The sequence below is a fragment of the Pseudomonas schmalbachii genome, assembly GCF_017589465.1.
Lineage (GTDB): Bacteria > Pseudomonadota > Gammaproteobacteria > Pseudomonadales > Pseudomonadaceae > Pseudomonas > Pseudomonas schmalbachii.
The window spans coordinates 824,899-841,803 of sequence record NZ_JAELYA010000001.1 but is presented as its reverse complement, the minus strand read 5'-3'; the positions used below and the strand labels follow the sequence as shown (position 1 = coordinate 841,803).

The window sequence follows — 16,905 nt, the reverse complement described above, 5'->3', positions numbered from 1 at the left end:
ATCCATGTCTGATGCACGCAATGTACTGGTCTATGGCGCCAGCGGTTACACCGGCAAGCTGGTGGCCGAATCCCTGGCCCAGCGCGAGATTCCCTTCTACATGGCGGGGCGCACCCTGTCGCGCCTGGAGGCCGCGCTGGGCGTGGTCGAGGAGCGCCACGGCAGCAAAGTGGATGCCGAGCTGGTCAGCGTCGAGCACTCGGTCGGCGAACTGGTCGATCTGCTCAAGCGCCTGGAGATCAAGGTGCTGATCAACAACGTCGGCCCCTTCATGCAGCTGGGCTGGCCGGTCGTCGAAGCCTGCCTGGAAGCGGGAGTGCATTACCTGGACACCACCGGCGAGCAGGACTGGACCGCAGCCATCGCCGAAAAATACGGCGCGGCCTACGCCGCCAGGGAGCTGCTGCTGTGCCCGGCCAACTCCTTCATGTGGGCCGCCGGCGCCATGGCCGCCGAAGTGGTGCTGGAGAATCCGGAAGTCGACAGCCTGGACATCTGCTACCAGGTCGACAACGGCCTGCCGTCGGAAGCGTCCACCAAGTCCTTCCTGCGCATGGTCTGCAACGACGTGTCGCAGTACTACCTGGAGCAGAACCAACTCAAGGCCTGGCCGAACGACATCGCCCACCTGGTATCGGTGCCGTACCGCAACGCGATCCTCCGCGCCCATCCCTGGGGTGGCGCCTGCGAACCGATCTGGTTCAAGGACGACCCGCGCGTGCGCAACTGCAAGGTGCTGACCGCCATCGGCGAGCACATGATCGATGGCGTGATCGCCGCCATCAAGGCGTTCAACGCTGCCGCGCCGGGCCTGAGCCAGGAAGAACGCGAGGAGTGGACCAACCGCATGGGCGACCAGATGGACTCCGGCGAGCCGCCGAAGGACTCGCTAGACGTGCAGCGCGGCGTCATCGTCGTCCACGGCCAGGGCCGCCGCGTCACCACCAGTTACGTGATGAACCTGTCCGCCGCCTACACCTGGACCGGCGACATCTGCGCCGAGGGCGCCGAGCGCCTGCTCAATGGCCAGCTCAAGGCGGTCGGCTTCCAGTCGCCAGCCAAGGCCTTCGGCCACCGCGAGCTGATCCAGCGCTTCCATGAGCGCGGCTTCTGCAGCGCGCTGCCGGCCTGACGCGGAGACCTCGCCCATGACTCAGTACCTGGAACAGATCCGCCTGGACGGCAAGGTCGCCCTGGTCAGCGGCGCCGCCCGTGGACTTGGCGCGGAAGTGGCCGAGGCCCTGCTGCAGGCCGGCGCCTGCGTGATGCTGACCGACGTGCTCGATACCCTCGGTGCCGAGACGGCGGAACGCCTGGCCAAGGCCTACGGTGATCGTGCGGCGTTCCTGCGCCACGACGTGACCCGCGAGGCCGACTGGGCGGCAGCCGTGGAAGGCACGCTCGGCCACTTCGGCGGCCTCGACATCCTGGTCAACAACGCCGGCATCGAAACCGCGGCGCTGGTCGTCGACTGCGAGCTGGAGGATTTCCAGCGGACCATGGCGATCAACGTCGATGGCGTTTTCCTCGGCATCAAGCACGCTTTGGGCGCCATGCGCCCGGGCGGCGCCTGCGGGCGCGGCGGCTCGATCATCAACCTGTCCTCGGTGGCGGGCCTGATCGGCATGCCGAGTCTCACCGCCTACTGCGCCTCCAAGGGTGCGGTACGCCTGATGACCAAGGCGACGGCCATCGAGTCGGCCAGGCTGGGTTACGGGGTGCGGATCAACTCCGTGCATCCGGCGATCATCAAGACCGAGATGGGCGCCAACGTGGTGAACAACCTCGTCCGCGTCGGCCTCGCGCCGGACGAGGCCAGCGCCGATGCCTACGTCGAGTCCCTGCACCCGCTGGGCTACGGCCAGCCACGTGACGTGGCCTCGGCGGTGCTGTTCCTCGCCAGCCCGGCTTCGGCCTGGATGACCGGCGCCGAACTGGTGCTGGACGGCGGCGCTTCGGCCTGCTGAGGGGAGCGCGCTATCTGGCCATGAACCTGATACGGAGTAAGTAGATGAAACGCCTGAACGACAAGACCTGCCTGGTCACCGGCGCCGCCAGCGGCATCGGCCTGGCCATCGCCGAAACCTTCCTGCGCGAGGGCGCGAAGGTGCTGCTGACCGATATCGATTCGGCTCGCGGCGAGAGTGAAGCCCAGCGCCTGCGTGACGAAGGGCTGGATGCCTGGTTCGCCTGTCACGACGTCACCGACGAGGCGGCCTGGAAGCAGGTCCTGCAGGGACTGCAGGAGCGCTGGGGCAGGCTCGACGTGCTGGTCAACAACGCCGGCATCGCCATTCTTGCCGATGTGGAAACCCTCAGCCTGGCGCAATGGCGCAAGGTCAATGCGGTGAACCTGGATGCCGTATTCATCGGCACCCAGCAGGCCATCGCAGCGATGAAGGAGCAGGGCGGCTCCATCATCAACGTCGCCTCCATCGAGGGCATCATCGGCGAACCGATGGTGCCGTCGTACAACGCCAGCAAGGGCGGGGTGCGCATCTTCAGCCGTGCTGCGGCAGCGCACTGCGCGCGGCGCGGCTATGCGATCCGCATCAACAACCTGTGCCCGGGATACGCGGCGACGGCCATGATCACCGGCGGCATGGCGGAGATGGGCAATGAGCTGGCGCAGCAGTTTCAGAACTATCTGGAGCAGCGCATTCCCATGGGGCGCCTCGGCGGCACCGAGGAGATCGCCAGGGGCGCGCTGTTCCTCGCCAGTGATGACTCCAGCTACATGACCGGGGCCGACCTGGTGATCGATGGGGGGTATCTGGCGCAGTAATCTCCGGCGTCATTCGGTGTGCTCACGAAGCCCGGCAATCGCCGGGCTTCGTGCTTTCCGGGCTACGCATGGCCTTCGTAGGATGGGTTGAGCGAAGCGATACCCATGATGCGTATGCCGGTCATACGCTCCTGCGTGGGAATGCAGCTTTCGACGCTCCCGCGTCGATGGGACGCGGAGCGTCCCGGGATGGGTTCCCACGCGGGAGCGTGGGAACCATGAATCGTTGGGTAAGCGCCCAGCCCCTCCCTGACCTGTAGGAGCCAGCTTGCTGGCGATCATCCGAGCCAGCTGGCTGCTACGCCCGTGTAGGAGCAACTGTCTTGCGACCGAGGGTGCTTTTTTGTAGGAGCGAGCTCTGCTCGCGAACCTCAGCCCCGCAAAAGCTTCGCGAGCAGAGCTCGCTCCTACAGGAGTTCGCCCCGCGGATGATCGTAGGAGCGGGCCATGCCCGCGAAGCTCTTGCATGGCGATTTTTCGCGGGCATGGCCCGCTCCTACAGTGAAACCGCGTCGCACCAATCGTCCTGTTGGGTATCGCTTCGCTCAACGCCAACCTACGGACACCTGTCGCCTCGCCGTACATAAATGAAAAAGGCCACCCGAAGGTGGCCTTTCGTATTACCGCAACGGAATCCGCGATCAGCGAACGCCCATGTTGCGCAGCGCCGCAGGGCTGTAGTCGGCGTTGGAAGCCTGGAAGTTGAAATTGTAGAAATGCTTCTCCTGGTTGGTCAGGCCCAGCGCCAGGTAGCGGCCGGATTGCAGGTCGTAGAGGGTTTCCAGGGCGTAGTACGGCACCTGGTAGTCATACATCTGCATGGCATGGGCTTCGGCTACGCGCCAGAGCAGGCCGCGGCCGTCGTAGTGGTCGATCTCGGCGGCTTGCCAGGTGTCCTCGTCGATGAAGAAGTGGCGCTTGGCATAGATATGGCGCTGGCCGGTCTTGAGGGTCGCCTCGACTTCCCAGACCCGGTGCAGCTCGTAGCGGGCGAGGTTCTGGTTGATATGGCCGGCCTTGAGGATGTCGGAGTACTTCAGCTTGGTGGAGGTCAGGCGATAGCTGTTGTAGGGAATGTAGATCTCCTTCTTGCCGATCAGCTTCCAGTCGTAGCGGTCGGGCGAGCCGTTGTACATGTCGTAGTTGTCGGAGGTGCGCAGGCCGTCGGTGGCGACGCCCGGACCATCGTAGGCGACCTGCGGGGCGCGGCGTACGCGGCGCTGGCCGGCGTTGTACATCCACGCCTGGCGCGGTTCCTCGACCTGGTCGATGGGCTCGCGGACCAGCAGCACGCTACCGGCCAGACGCGCCGGCTGTACCACCTGCTGGGTGAAGCAGAACAGCAGGTTGGTGTTCTCGTCGGGCTTGTAGTCCTTCAGGTTGGTGCGGAAGGTGAAGTGATCCTCGAAGGTCACCAGGCTCGGCGTGCCGTCGGCCTGCGGGGTGGCCTGGACGATCTGCCGGCTGAAGCTGCCGCCACGATAGCGGGTGATGTGGTTCCAGATGACTTCCAGCCCGTTCCTGGGAATGGGGAAGGGGACGGCCGTATCGAAGTTGGTCAGGCCGTTGCCGCCGGTGACCATGGTGGTCGTGGTGGCGTTCTTCTTCGCAGCGGCGAATACCGCATCGGGCACGGTGGCAGTGCGGCGGGTCTGGAAGACCGGCATGACATAGCTGTCGCCATAGCGCTTGAACATCTCGACCTGGCCGGGCGTCAGCTTGTCCTGGTACTTAGCGTAGTTGTCCTTGGTGATGGTGAACAGCGGCTTGTCGTTGGGGAAGGGATCGCTGAGGAAGCCCTTGGCATCCACCGGCGCGGCGTTCTTCGGCAGGCCGCCGGTCCAGGCGGGGATGCTGCCGTCGGCATTGCCGGCCATTTCCGCACCCATGGGCGTGAGGTTCTTGCCGAGTTGTGCGGCTTCGTCAGCGGGCACGGCGGCCAGCGTGGCGGCGGACAGGGCGGTAAGAGAGAAAGCCCCGGCTCGCAGCCAGGATCTTATTGGGGACATGTCACTTTCCTCGATGTACTTGATGGGGCGCAGGTGTGCCGGGTTCGACCCGGCGCGGGCAGGACGTGCTACCCGGTATCCACGCTATCAATCCGCCACGGGGGAAAATGTCCCCCGAATGGGGGGCACGGCAAACAGGACTCCAGTCGCGCCGCGGTGCGCACGGAGGTATGAATTTCGAATCACTACTTTGTCGCTTACGTGCGCCGGTGGTGCTTGATTAGCTTTCGCGGCCAACAAACACCCAATAGGGAAGAGCCGCATGAGCAAAATAAAAAAGCGCGCCGGATTCAAGTTCCAGGCACTGGCCGTGGCGATCGCCGCCGGTCTGGCGGGTCACAGCGAGGCCGCCACCTTCAACATCGGTGAAATCGAAGGGCAGTTCGACTCCAGCCTTTCCATCGGTGCCAGCTGGGCGACAGCCAATCCCGACCGCGACCTGATCGGCGTCAACAACGGCGGCAGGGGGCTGTCGCAGACCTCCGACGATGGGCACCTGAACTTCAAGCAGGGCGAGACCTTCTCGAAGATCTTCAAGGGCATCCACGACCTCGAACTGAAATACCAGGACACCGGCATCTTCCTGCGCGGCAAGTACTGGTACGACTTCGAGCTGAAGGACGAGAGCCGCCTGTTCAAGGACATCGACGACAGCGGTCGCAAGGAAGGCGCCAAATCCTCCGGCGCGCAGCTGCTAGACGCGTTCATCTACCACAACTACAACATCGCCGATAAACCGGGCTCGGTGCGCCTGGGCAAGCAGGTGGTGAGCTGGGGTGAAAGTACCTTCATCCTGAACAGCATCAACTCGATCAACCCGATCGACGTTTCCGCGTTCCGCCGTCCCGGCGCCGAGATCAAGGAAGGCCTGATCCCGGTGAACATGTTCTATCTGTCGCAGAGCCTGACCGACAACCTGGCCGTCGAAGGCTTCTACCAGATCGAATGGGACCAGACCGTCATCGACAACTGCGGCACCTTCTTCTCCCAGGCGGACGTGGCTGCCGACGGCTGCAATGACAACCTCCGCGTGCTGACCAACAACCTGGCGGCGGGACAGGCGGTCAATGCCGCACTGCCCGGGACTGCGCTCGACATCGACCAGAACAGCGAAGGCACGCTGGTACGCCGCGCGGGCGACCGCGATGCGCGCGACAGCGGGCAGTGGGGCATGACGCTGCGCTACACCTTCGAACCGCTGGACACCGAGTTCGGCGCCTATTACATGAACTACCACAGCCGCACACCGTTCCTCAGCACGTCGGCACCGGGGCAGGTCGTCTACAACACTGGCGCGCGTACGGGTGCCGCTGCGCCGCTGGTGGTCGCCGGCAACACCAGTTACTTCATCGAGTACCCCGAGGACATCCATCTCTACGGCCTGAGCTTCGCCACCACGCTGCCGACCGGCACCGCCTGGAGCGGCGAGCTGAGCTATCGGCCGAACGCTCCGGTGCAACTGAACACCACCGACATCCTGTTCGCCAACGTCGGCCCGCTGGCGGCGCTCAACCCGGCGTTCGCCGCCTTCGGCAATGCCTCGGTCCTCGATGCCACCCCCGGTGCCGACCTGCACGGTTACCGTCGCAAGGAAATCACCCAGTTCCAGACCACCCTGGCGCATTTCTTCGACCAGGTAATGGGTGCAGAGCGCCTGACGCTGATCGGCGAACTCGGCGTAGTGCATGCCGGCGGGCTGGAGTCCACCAGCGAAGCGCGTTTCGGCCGCGATCCAGTCTTCGGTCCGGGGCCGCTGCCCGCCACCGGCGGGGTGGATACCTGCCGCGCGCTGAACCAGACGACCATTTCCGGCGCCGTGGGCAACAACGACTTCACCAACCTGACCAGCAACTGCGTGAACGACGGTTACGTGACCAGCACCTCCTGGGGTTACCGCGCCCGCGCGATCTGGGATTACAACAACGCGTTCGCCGGGGTGAACCTCAAGCCGAACATCAGCTGGTCCCACGACGTGAACGGCTATGGCCCCAACGGGCTGTTCAACGAAGGCAGCAAGGCTATCAGCCTGGGCCTGGACGCGGATTACGCCAACACCTACACGGCCAGCCTTTCCTATACAGACTTCTTCGGCGGCGACTTCAACACCTCGACCGATCGGGACTTCATCGCGCTGAGCCTGGGGGTGAACTTCTAAAACGGATCTGCAGGGTGCCGGGCTGGTGCGCGGCACCCGGTGGAGTCGGGGGAAGCCCCGATGCTCGTAAGAGCTACTCCTGATTTGCGGCCTTCGGGCCGCATTTTTTCCCCCATTCAGGGGATCAACGATACCGCGCGTGCTTCCTAGGATCGGCGGACTCAAGCCAAAGGCCAATCCCATGCACCCGGAACTGCCCGGAATCGAGCTGAGCAGGCTTCCCGCATTGCCAGCGGATCATCTGCCACGCCCCCGTCTCACCCAGCATCTCCTGCGCGGCGCTCCACGCCTGCGCCTCCTGTCCGGCCCGCCGGGCAGCGGAAAGAGCGTGCTGCTGCGGGAGTGCGCCGGATTCTGCCCGCCCGGTACCGCCATCTGCTGGCTGGAGCTGCATGGAAGCGCGACCGGGACTGCGGAGTTCCACCAGCGTCTGGCCGCCGCGCTGGGCCTGCCGACCTCCGAAAGCCAGGCGATCGCGTCGTTCCTGGCCAATTGCGCCCGGCCGTTGTGGATCATGCTCGACAACCTTCCGCAGACATCCTGCGAGGCGTTCGACTCCCTGCTCAGGCATCTCATGCATCTCGCCTCGCCGCAGATCGGCTGGTGGGTAGCCAGCCGCCGCCGGCCAGCCTTGCAGCTTACCCGCCTGCTGTTGTCGAACGATCTCTGCGAAGTGGATGCACGGCAGTTGGCGCTGACCTGCAGCGAGCTGGCCGAGCTGGTGCAGAAGGTCGAAGGAGACGACAGCTGGATCGATGTCGACCTGCTGATGCAGCGCACGCAGGGCTGGTGGGCTGCTGTCAGGTTGCACCTGCTGGCGCACTCGCCATTTTCCGCCGAGCATCTGCTGAACAGCTATCTGGACGGCGAGCTGCTCGCGCGGATGCCGACGCAGCACCGCGAAACGCTGTGCCTGCTGGCCTGCCTGCCCAGTTTCGATGAACAGCTGTACCGGACCCTGCGAGCGCCCGACGAGCATCGGCCGCTGAGCGAACTCATCGACTCGGGCGCATTCGTCGAACCGCTGCAAGCGTCGGATGGACGCTATCGCGTGCATCCGGTCGCCGCGCCGCTGCTGGCGGTGAGCGTGCCGGAGAGCCATCGAACCGGGCTTTACCGCCGGGCATCGCAATACTTCTCCGCCCAGGGGAAAGTCGATGGCGCCATTCGCTTCGCGCTGCTGGCGGGGCAGTCCGACGTGGCCGCCAGCCTGCTGGAACGCTACGCCGTGGATGCCCTGCTGCAGGGCAATGGCATGAGCCGCCTGCTGCAATGGCGAGACGAGCTGCCCGGCGAGTTGCTGCGAAGCACGCCGCGCCTGGTGGTATTGCTGGGCTGGGCACTGTTGCTGGCCGGGCGCCTGGAGGAGGCGCAGGGTTGCATCGACGAGCTGGAGGGTTTCCTCGAGCGGCCCGACGATAGGCAGCACGGCGAACTGCTGGCCCAGTGGCGGCTGCTGTCCGGCCAGTTGGCGCTGCTGCGTGGACATGCCGAAATCGCGTCGTCGCTGATTCGCGCGGCCTTGCCGGAACTGCCGCCGGAAGCATTGGCGCAACGTGCGATGGCGCATCTGCTGCTGATCGACATCGCCTACGCCGAGGGCAGGCTGGACGAAGCGAAGCGCTTCAGTACCGCGACTTCGCAGGAGGTGCGGGCGAACGGCAACCTCCAGCTGGAGGGGCTGCTGATGCTGCAGTACGCAGGCCATCTGGAGCAGCGGGGAGAGCTGTTGCGCGCGCAGCGTCTGCTGGCCCGCGTGGTGGCCGAACTGGGCTCGCTGACCGGTATGGTGGGAGGCAGGGCATTGATCCAGCAGGGCCGGATTTTCTGGCGCCAGGGTCACGCAGTGGCGGCCAGGGAGTCCTATGCGCGGGCATTGGATATCGGTCTGGAATGTAGCGATCCCGCTGCCGTATGGGCCTATATCGGCCTGGCGGAGGTGGATGCGTCGCTGGGCCGCCTGGATGATGCTTTCGAGCAGCTCGGTGAAGCCACGCGCGCCATGCAGCTGCGTCGGGTATCGGCAGCGCTGTACCAGCCGCAGCTCGATCTGCTGCGCGGCAAGCTGTGGCTGCTGCAGGGGCAGCACCAACGCTGCGCGGTCCTGGCGACCCGTTACCTGGAACGGTGCCGGATGCGGCCGGGATGGCGGCTTGCCCACCTGGGACTGGATGTCCGGCGCCAGTTCGAGCTGCTGCATGCGCGTACTCGCATTGCCGCTGGCGAGGATGTGACGGGCGTGATCGAGGGCTTGCTGGAGCAGATCCAGGAAGAGGGATTGCAGGGGCAGGCGTGCGAATTGTGGTTCGCACTGTCCGAGGCGCATCTCGCCGGTGGTCGCCAGCGCAAGGCGCAGGCGGCACTGCTGGAGGGACTGGGACAGGCGCGGCGAATGGGGGGAACGGCCTTCGAGTACCAGTGGCAGGCGCTCATGCCCGAAGTTGGCAGATGGATCGTCAGAAACGAAGTCGACAGCGACGAGGTCGCGGCGGCCGATCCCGGGCAGTTGAGCCGTCGCGAGCGCTCCGTGCTGGAGATGATCGCCGAGGGGCTGGCGAACCAGGAAATCGCCGAGCGCCTGCACATCTCCCTGCATACGGTGAAGAGTCATGCGCAGCGGATAAACAACAAGCTCGGCGTTTCCCGGCGCACCCAGGCGATCGTGCGGGCCAAGGAACTGGGGCTGGTGAGCTGAGCGGCCGATCGTTCTTGAGGGATTGCCCTGCATATGGGCAGCGCCCAGGCATTCAAAGCGACAATGCCCTCCAAGGAGGGCATTGTCTTTTGCGGATCGCTTACAGCTTCTTGATCACTGGCGGCTTCCAGCTGCCACCGGTGACGCCTTCCTTGCCCCAGTACGCACGCAGGTACAGCGAGATGGGTTCCTTCGGCGAAGGCAGCCAGTTGGCTTCCTTGTCCTTGCCGGGCGAGGTGGGGCCGACATACAGCGTCAGCGAACCATCGGCATTGTGCTTCAGGTCCTTGTTCTTGGTGCCCAGCGAATAGCGGTTGAGCTCGTTGGCGCTGAACAGGTGGTGCTGGTTGTACAGCGTCAGCGACCAGAAGCCCTGCACCGGCGGCTCCTGCCCGGCGGCGAAGGTGACCTGGTAGCTGTGGCTGCCGTTGAGCTGCGCGCCCGACTCGTCGAAGTCGGTGTAGTAGTACTGGGTTTCGTTGGGCCGGTTGTCGAACATGTTCGACTTGGCCGTGCCGGCACGGTTGAAGTAGTCGAGGCCGAACGCCGCATTGTTGGTGGATCGGTTCCAGCCGTTGCCGGCGGGGCGGCCGTTGTGCTTCCACTGGAAGAACGGCGCGATCACTTCCTTCTCGGTCTTCTGCGCCACTTCGATCAGTTGCTTCTTGATCGCCGGGTCCTTGGCGGCGGCGTCCATGAGCAGGCGGAACTGGCCATAGAGCGCTTCCTCGCCCGGCTGCGGCGGAACCATCTCCAGCACCCTGGCGAACTGGTCGAAGAATTTCTCCGGAACCACCCACTTGGTTTCACCGCCGCTGGCCTTGCCCGCATTCGGGTTCGGGATGTCCGGCGTGTTCTTCCAGTCGATGGTCTTCATCTTCCCGTCGAAATCCTTCAGCGGGTAGGCGGCGATCTGGTTGATCTTGCCCTGGATCGCCGCGCGGTCTGCGGCGGTGTCGTCCATGAATATCCGCGGGATGGCATTGGCCAGGGCGGTGGGGCTGCGGATGATGGCTTCGACGCCTTCAGGCTTCTCGCCCTTCCACTTCGGTCCCACCAGCATGTAGAAGCCGGGTTTGCTGGCATAGGGCTTGCCCAGCTCGCCGAACTGGTCGGTGCGCTGGTCGTACAGGGCGTATACCCAGAAGCGGTCGCCGAAGTCCGGCACCTGGACGATCACCGGCTCCTCGTCCAGCGAGAAGAAGCCCAGGCCATAGACCACGTCCTGGTTCGGGCAGGTGACGAAAGTTTCGTCCGGGGTGATGTAGTCGTGCAGCATACCGAGCTGGCCGCGCGGCGCGACGGGCAGGACGCCGCCAAGCAGTCCCGGATGGGGTGCCTTGGTGATGGTTTCGTAGCGGTTCAGCATGTTCACCATCGGCCAGCCCCATACATAAGCCATGCGGGCGATGGTCTCGACGTATGCCGGATGCATCAGCACGTCGTGCGACGGCATGACGATGGGGGCCGCGGGCTGCTGGCCCTGCGTAGCGGCATGGCTCAGCGGAACGCAGATGGTCAGCGACAGGATCGCGGCCGATAGAATCTTGAGCGGTGCTTTCATGGAGCGGTTCCTCCTGGTGGGCCGGCCGCCAGTTGCTCTCCTTGTCCCTGGCGGGGGAGGGCATGTACGACCGGCAATCCATTGGCGTTGGTACAGCGTGTTGTTCCGGAGCCCGGCGAGTCGCTGTCAGGCGCTTCGCCGGGTGTTCGCGATTACTTCACCTTGACCAGATCGTCCGGTTTCCAGCTCTGGTCGTAGAACGCATGCCCGGTGCCATACAGGCGCACGGTGGCGAGGAAGTTGCGGCCGGGGATGGTCTGGATGAAGGCGTTGTCGGCGACATCCTGCGGTTTCTCCGGGCCGAACCAGATCTCGATGGAGCCGTCGGCCTGTTTCACGATGTCGTAGTAGCCGTTGGTGGAGGGCAACAGCTGTTTGGTTTCCGGCATGGTGCCGTCGGTCACGTTGTAGGCCGTCACCGCCCAGAACAGGCCCGCCGGCGGGTTGGGTGGCAGGCGCAGCTTGTAGGTGTGTCCGCCTTCGAGGAAGTTGCCGTCCTTGTCGCGGGCGGTGAACGGATACTTCGAGCCTGCCCCGGTGGTGTGCATGACCATCGCCGGCGCCGACGAATAGGCGATCTGGAAGAAGCTGGCGCGCTGGTTCACGTCCAGGTAGCTGGACTGCATCCACTCGGCGGTGCCGCCGGCCCAGGTGTTCTCGTACTGGCGGTCCTTGTAGTAGAGGTTGCGCTTGTCGTCGCGGCCCAGTTGGCGGGTGGCGAGGATCATCTTCGGCGCGGTCTCCACGGCCTTCTTCAGGAGTTCCTGCTGTTTCGCGGTTGGCTTGAACGGTTCGCCCTTGACGATGCCGATGGACGCCAGCACGCCGCGCAGTTCCGGAGCGATGGCCTCGACGGGTTCGTAGTCGACGAACTCCTTGAGCTTGGTCCAGTAGGCGTTGTCGGTCGGATACATCATGTCGACCCGCTTGCCGCTGCCGTCCGGGAATTCCATCGGCTTGACGTCCTTCTCCGGCGCCCACAGCGGGTAGATGCGGGTGGTCTCGGCGTTCTTCACCGCCGGCGCCGGGTCCGGCTTGCCGTCACCCTTGGCCATGATGGTGCGGAAGAACAGGAAGACGTTGTAGGTCGGCGACTTGAAGGTGTAGTAGCCGCTCGGCACATGACCCTGGTAGTCCGGCGGCAGCAGCAGGAACAGCCCGCCACGCGCGCGGTCGGGGCCGACGGCGCCGACGTCGGTGATGGTGCGCTGGAAGAAGTCGGTGAACATGCCGATCACGTTCGCCGGGGCGTTCACCACCAGCGGACCGGTCTGCTTCAGGTCCAGGTAGCTCATGGAATAGATCACATCGGCGTTCGGCGTGGGCACCTGGGCGCGGGCGTCCATGCGTTCCTTCCAGATCGGCAGCACGTTGTAGCCGGAGCCGAAGGCCTTCGCCGAGCCATCGCGCAGGCCAATGGTGTTCAGCGCCGGAAGCATGGTCATGTAGGCGAACACGGCACGCTGGTAATACAGCTCGTCACGCAGGCTTTCGGCTTCCTTCGGGTCGAGCCAGTTGCCATTGTTGATCTGCTTGACCAGTGGGGAGGCCGGCGCCTCCTCGGCACTGGCCGGGACCGGGGCCAGAGCGAGGGCGCCGATCAGACACGCGAGTGTCGTCAATCGCAGATGGGGTTTGAGCATGGTTTCCTCCTGAAAACGTAGAAACGCCTGGTGAGAGGGTGGCGCAGCCTTGCTCTGCTTGAAGTTGCCCAGGTACGGGAAGGTCTGGTCGCGCCGATTGGCAGGTTTTGAATGCTATTGCGGAAAGGAAAAGGTATTGATCCCCCCGATGGGGGACTGCCGATTCGTGTCTTCAGAAACGCCAAACCGCACCCCCGCCCAGTATGTGCAGCATGGCGTTGTCGTAAGTGCCGGACAGCGTGTTGCCCGAGCGCGCCCTGGTCTGGCCCACATCCATGTCGCCGAGCCAGACCCGCGTGTAGGCGAAGTGCAGGTCCAGCCCGTCAGCGAGGGGATTGCCATCGAACTGGTTGTCTTCGCAGAGCAGGTCGCCGCCAGCCCAGGTGGTGCACGGCCACAGGCCAAGTACGCAGACCGAGACGGGGACAAAGCATCGGAGGGAGTTGCGGTAGCGCTTGCCTTGCATGCTGTTTCCTCTGCTGGTCCTGCAGGCAGCGGGAGACTTTGGTACTGGCCGACCATTGAGGCCCTTTGGAGCCTTCCTCGAGATCGCCCTGCTTCCAGGCGGGGCGCCGCCGAATTCGACCTGTTCGGATTGCAGTCTAGATTGAGTGCAAGAACTCGATAGCCGAATGACGAAATAGTCTGAGAAGGTCTGAATGAGTGGCGGCGCATCTTTCCAGCGGTACACCTATTCCGGGCTGGGCCCGGCATTGGCCGGCGATGTCATCCATGGCAGTCACTTCGAGTATCGGCTGCTGTCAGCCAGGAATTTTTCAGGGGTTGCTGGACGGCTACGGGTGGAAAACCTCGAAGCGTTTTCCACCGGTTCCTAAGCCCTCTCCGAAGCCATCGCCATCCAGATCCCAACCATCGCACCAATCCCGGGAATAAATTCCTGCCCGAACGGCCCGGTGAAAACTCGAATACGGCCAATCCGCCAGCCGATCCACATGTCCGTGCTTCAACGGATTGAAATGGATGTAATCGAAGTGCCGCTGGTAATCGAGATCGTCGCGGATCAGGTGTTCCCAATAGCGTCGTTGCCAGATCCCACGCTCGCCGCGTTTGTGTTGTCCGCAAGTGCGCGCCTCGGTTTTCGGAACACGTTTGGCGAAGGCGAACTTGATGACCTTCCAGCGCAGAGCGAAATCGGCGTCGCCTTCAGGCAACGTCCACAGGCAATGCATGTGTTCGGGCAGGATCACCCAGGCATCGATATGGAAGGGATGGCGAGCCTTCGTAGCCCGCACCGTCTGGCGCAACAGATCGACTTCACGCACCAGCAGATCGCTGCTGCGGTCGTTCAGATTGACGGTAAAGAAATAGGTCGCCCCCGGCGCACGGACGCGGCGGTAGGTGGACATGGCGGCTCAATCCTTGAGCAAATGTGTGGCGGCGAACAGTGGTGGACAAGCTTCGCGTTGTCCACCCTACACCCACCCCACCTCCGCGTAGGACATCTCGTAGGGTGGAAAACGGCGAAGCCTTTTCCACCGTGGGTATATTCAGGCTATTCGTTAAAGAAGCAGGGGAGCGTGGGGTTGTGGTTCGGGGATATTGCCTTTTAGAACTCGATCCACAATTTTGCTGAAATTATTTGTGTCGAGGAAGTAGTTTGGGTAGGCGCGCTTAAGTGCGTTGATGTTTTCAACCGATACTAGTACGACTTGAGTCGACGAGCTATCAGGTATTCTGCTTTCGAGTTCGGTGTAAATTTTGTTGGCTTCTTCAGATTGCCTTGCCTTGTAGCGGCGAACAGTAATTTTGTGTTGTTCGGGATCCATTTCTACAATGAAATATTTCTCGTCTTTCGCAGAGCCAAGTGTAGTAATTGTTGCGTTATACGCTTGTAGCATTTCTTTAACGTGTAGTTGGGTTGCTAGTTGGCTTATTTCGGTTACTAATTCAGCTTTGGTAGTGGGGGTTTCAGGAACTGGGGCGGTGCTCTCTATTGCTGCAATTGCGGAGCCCATTAAAGAGAAAAATCGGAGCCAGTCTTGGTTTCCTTGATTGGATTTCAATGCCTGCTTTGTGAATATGCCTACAGCCTCCACAGCAGTTGCCCATGCGTGTTGCATTTTTGAGCGAATTTGTATCTCCACCCGAAGGCCTGAGTAAGCGGCTGTTTCTACTCTAGTTCCTTTGTACTCATAAACTAAATGGTAGCAGCGATATCCGTCAGGTTTGGGGTTGGCAATGTAATCTTTTTCGTTTCTGAATTTATGGTCAAACCTGCTTGTTTTGTATTCGCTCACAAGCTTATAGACATCTTTAACCTTGGTGAATACTGCCCTGCAGCCTGCGATGTCTTGCATTTGAGTCATTCGCATCGTAGGTTTGCTAACTAGCTTTTTATGAATGGACTCTAGGCGCTTTGAGCGCTGGGCGACAATTACTTCGCGCTCAATTTTTCTTGCCTTGGTTCTGAGGGTTATTTGAAAGGTGTTGAGGGGGTAAGCATGAGAGGAGCGCCAGTTATTAATAATAGAGAGGTTTTCTAGTCCTTCTTGGTCTACAACAGGAAACTCCATGGTGGCTAGTTTCTTGGCGGCTGCGTTTACTTGCTCAGGCTTGAACTCAGGTTTTGCCCATGCCATTGTTTTCTCCTATAAGCCAGCGGCTTACGTGGCTCCAGAGTAAAAGTGAAGCCCCGCACAAGGCGGGGCTTCTTCTTTCTAATCACTGCCCCAAAATTCCATTTCGAGTTACAGCGTTTCTAATGGTCTTGACGTATTGCTCGGTATATCAATCCCAGCTCAGCGCACCGCCAGTCTGGTATTCAATTACGCGGGTCTCAAAGAAGTTCTTTTCCTTTTTCAGATCCATGATTTCCGACATCCACGGGAACGGGTTGGTTGCGCCCGGGTATTCCTCTTTCAGGCCGATCTGGGTCAGGCGGCGGTTGGCGATGAATTTGAGGTAGTCCTCCATCATCGCGGCGTTCATGCCCAGTACGCCGCGCGGCATGGTATCGCGGGCGTATTCGATTTCCAGTTGGGTGCCCTGCAGGATCATCTGGGTCGCTTCGTCCTTCATCGCGGCGTCCCACAGGTGCGGGTTTTCGATCTTGATCTGGTTGATCACGTCGATGCCGAAGTTCAGGTGCATGGACTCGTCGCGCAGGATGTACTGGAACTGCTCGGCGGTGCCGGTCATCTTGTTGCGGCGGCCCATGGAGAGGATCTGGGTGAAGCCGCAATAGAAGAAGATGCCTTCCAGTACGCAGTAGTAGGCGATCAGGTTGCGCAGGAACTGGCGATCGGTTTCCGGGGTGCCGGTCTGGAACTGCGGGTCGGAGATCGAGCGGGTGTACTTCAGGCCCCAGGAGGCTTTCTTCGCGACCGAAGGAATCTCGTGGTACATGTTGAAGATCTCGCCTTCATCCATGCCCAGCGACTCGATGCAGTACTGGTAGGCGTGGGTGTGGATCGCCTCTTCGAAGGCCTGGCGCAGGATGTACTGGCGGCACTCGGGGTTGGTGATCAGGCGGTACACGGCCAGGACCAGGTTGTTGGCAACCAGGGAGTCGGCGGTGGAGAAGAAGCCGAGGTTGCGCATGACGATGCGGCGCTCGTCTTCGCTGAGGCCGTCCTTGCTCTTCCACAGGGCAATGTCGGCGTTCATGTTCACTTCCTGCGGCATCCAGTGGTTGGCGCAACCATCCAGATACTTCTGCCAGGCCCAGTCGTACTTGAACGGTACGAGCTGGTTGAGGTCGGCGCGGGCGTTGATCATCTGCTTGTCGCCAACCTGCACGCGCGCGGCGGAGCCTTCGAGGTCGTCCAGGCCTTCCTGGATGTCGAGGTCGTCCAGGGCTTTCTTGGCGCGGGCAACGGCGTCGGAGTCGTCGGTCGAGACGGCGCGGGCGCTCTCGACCGAGCCGGCGGCTTCGTTGTCGAGCTTGTCGATGGCCGCTGCAACTACCGGTGCGGCGGGTTTGGCGGCAACGGCTTCGGCGCCGTCTTCCTTGTCGAATTCGTCCCAGCTGAGCATTGTTCCTCTCCTGGTCTGGCGGACCGGTCTGGGCCGGCCTGGGTGTTTGGGTGCGTGA

11 protein-coding genes and 1 pseudogene are annotated in these 16,905 nt (G+C 62.6%); 5 read left to right on the top strand and 7 right to left on the bottom strand.

The window, feature by feature from the left end; genetic code table 11:
* Window positions 1-4: 4 nt before the first annotated feature.
* The 3 genes from JFY56_RS03695 to JFY56_RS03685 are packed head-to-tail and all read left to right on the top strand — an operon-like array spanning window position 5 to window position 2,785.
* Complete coding sequence (locus JFY56_RS03695; RefSeq protein WP_208312107.1) at window positions 5-1,132, top strand: saccharopine dehydrogenase family protein; 1,128 nt, start codon at window positions 5-7, stop codon at window positions 1,130-1,132.
* Between the two features lie 16 nt (window positions 1,133-1,148).
* Window positions 1,149-1,967, top strand: coding sequence for a glucose 1-dehydrogenase (locus JFY56_RS03690; RefSeq protein ID WP_208312106.1), 819 nt, complete (start codon window positions 1,149-1,151; stop codon window positions 1,965-1,967).
* A gap of 44 nt (window positions 1,968-2,011) precedes the next feature.
* On the top strand, window positions 2,012-2,785 hold the full coding sequence (locus tag JFY56_RS03685) for a glucose 1-dehydrogenase (RefSeq protein WP_208312105.1): 774 nt from the start codon (window positions 2,012-2,014) through the stop codon (window positions 2,783-2,785).
* 641 nt (window positions 2,786-3,426) lie between these two features.
* Here the strand turns inward: JFY56_RS03685 and JFY56_RS03680 are convergent.
* On the bottom strand, window positions 3,427-4,794 hold the full coding sequence (locus tag JFY56_RS03680) for a DUF1329 domain-containing protein (protein ID WP_208312104.1): 1,368 nt from the start codon (window positions 4,792-4,794) through the stop codon (window positions 3,427-3,429).
* A 262-nt stretch (window positions 4,795-5,056) separates the two neighbouring features.
* Here JFY56_RS03680 and JFY56_RS03675 point away from each other — a divergent pair, with 262 nt between their 5' ends.
* Window positions 5,057-6,949 carry a DUF1302 domain-containing protein gene (locus tag JFY56_RS03675; protein ID WP_208312103.1) on the top strand — a complete coding sequence of 631 codons (1,893 nt, stop codon included), beginning with the start codon at window positions 5,057-5,059 and terminating at the stop codon, window positions 6,947-6,949.
* Window positions 6,950-7,088: 139 nt separating this feature from the next.
* Window positions 7,089-9,644 (top strand): helix-turn-helix transcriptional regulator, encoded by a 2,556-nt coding sequence (locus JFY56_RS24610; protein WP_208312102.1) that lies wholly within the window; start codon window positions 7,089-7,091, stop codon window positions 9,642-9,644.
* Between the two features lie 100 nt (window positions 9,645-9,744).
* On the opposite strand, the gene JFY56_RS03665 is transcribed toward JFY56_RS24610, so the two are convergent.
* The 6 genes and pseudogenes from JFY56_RS03665 to JFY56_RS03640 all read right to left on the bottom strand — a co-directional run bounded on the left by JFY56_RS03665 (window position 9,745) and on the right by JFY56_RS03640 (window position 16,847).
* Window positions 9,745-11,208 (bottom strand): DUF1254 domain-containing protein, encoded by a 1,464-nt coding sequence (locus tag JFY56_RS03665; RefSeq protein WP_208312101.1) that lies wholly within the window; start codon window positions 11,206-11,208, stop codon window positions 9,745-9,747.
* A 152-nt stretch (window positions 11,209-11,360) separates the two neighbouring features.
* Window positions 11,361-12,851 (bottom strand): DUF1254 domain-containing protein, encoded by a 1,491-nt coding sequence (locus JFY56_RS03660; RefSeq protein ID WP_208312100.1) that lies wholly within the window; start codon window positions 12,849-12,851, stop codon window positions 11,361-11,363.
* 172 nt (window positions 12,852-13,023) lie between these two features.
* Window positions 13,024-13,176: pseudogene (locus JFY56_RS03655) on the bottom strand (transporter); the annotation flags it as partial.
* A gap of 469 nt (window positions 13,177-13,645) precedes the next feature.
* Window positions 13,646-14,218, bottom strand: coding sequence for an REP-associated tyrosine transposase (locus JFY56_RS03650; protein WP_236032413.1), 573 nt, complete (start codon window positions 14,216-14,218; stop codon window positions 13,646-13,648).
* Between the two features lie 153 nt (window positions 14,219-14,371).
* Entirely contained in the window at window positions 14,372-15,451 is a 1,080-nt protein-coding gene (locus tag JFY56_RS03645; protein WP_208312099.1) for a RelA/SpoT domain-containing protein, read from the bottom strand.
* 148 nt (window positions 15,452-15,599) lie between these two features.
* Window positions 15,600-16,847 (bottom strand): ribonucleotide-diphosphate reductase subunit beta, encoded by a 1,248-nt coding sequence (locus JFY56_RS03640; RefSeq protein WP_208312098.1) that lies wholly within the window; start codon window positions 16,845-16,847, stop codon window positions 15,600-15,602.
* Window positions 16,848-16,905: the final 58 nt, after the last annotated feature.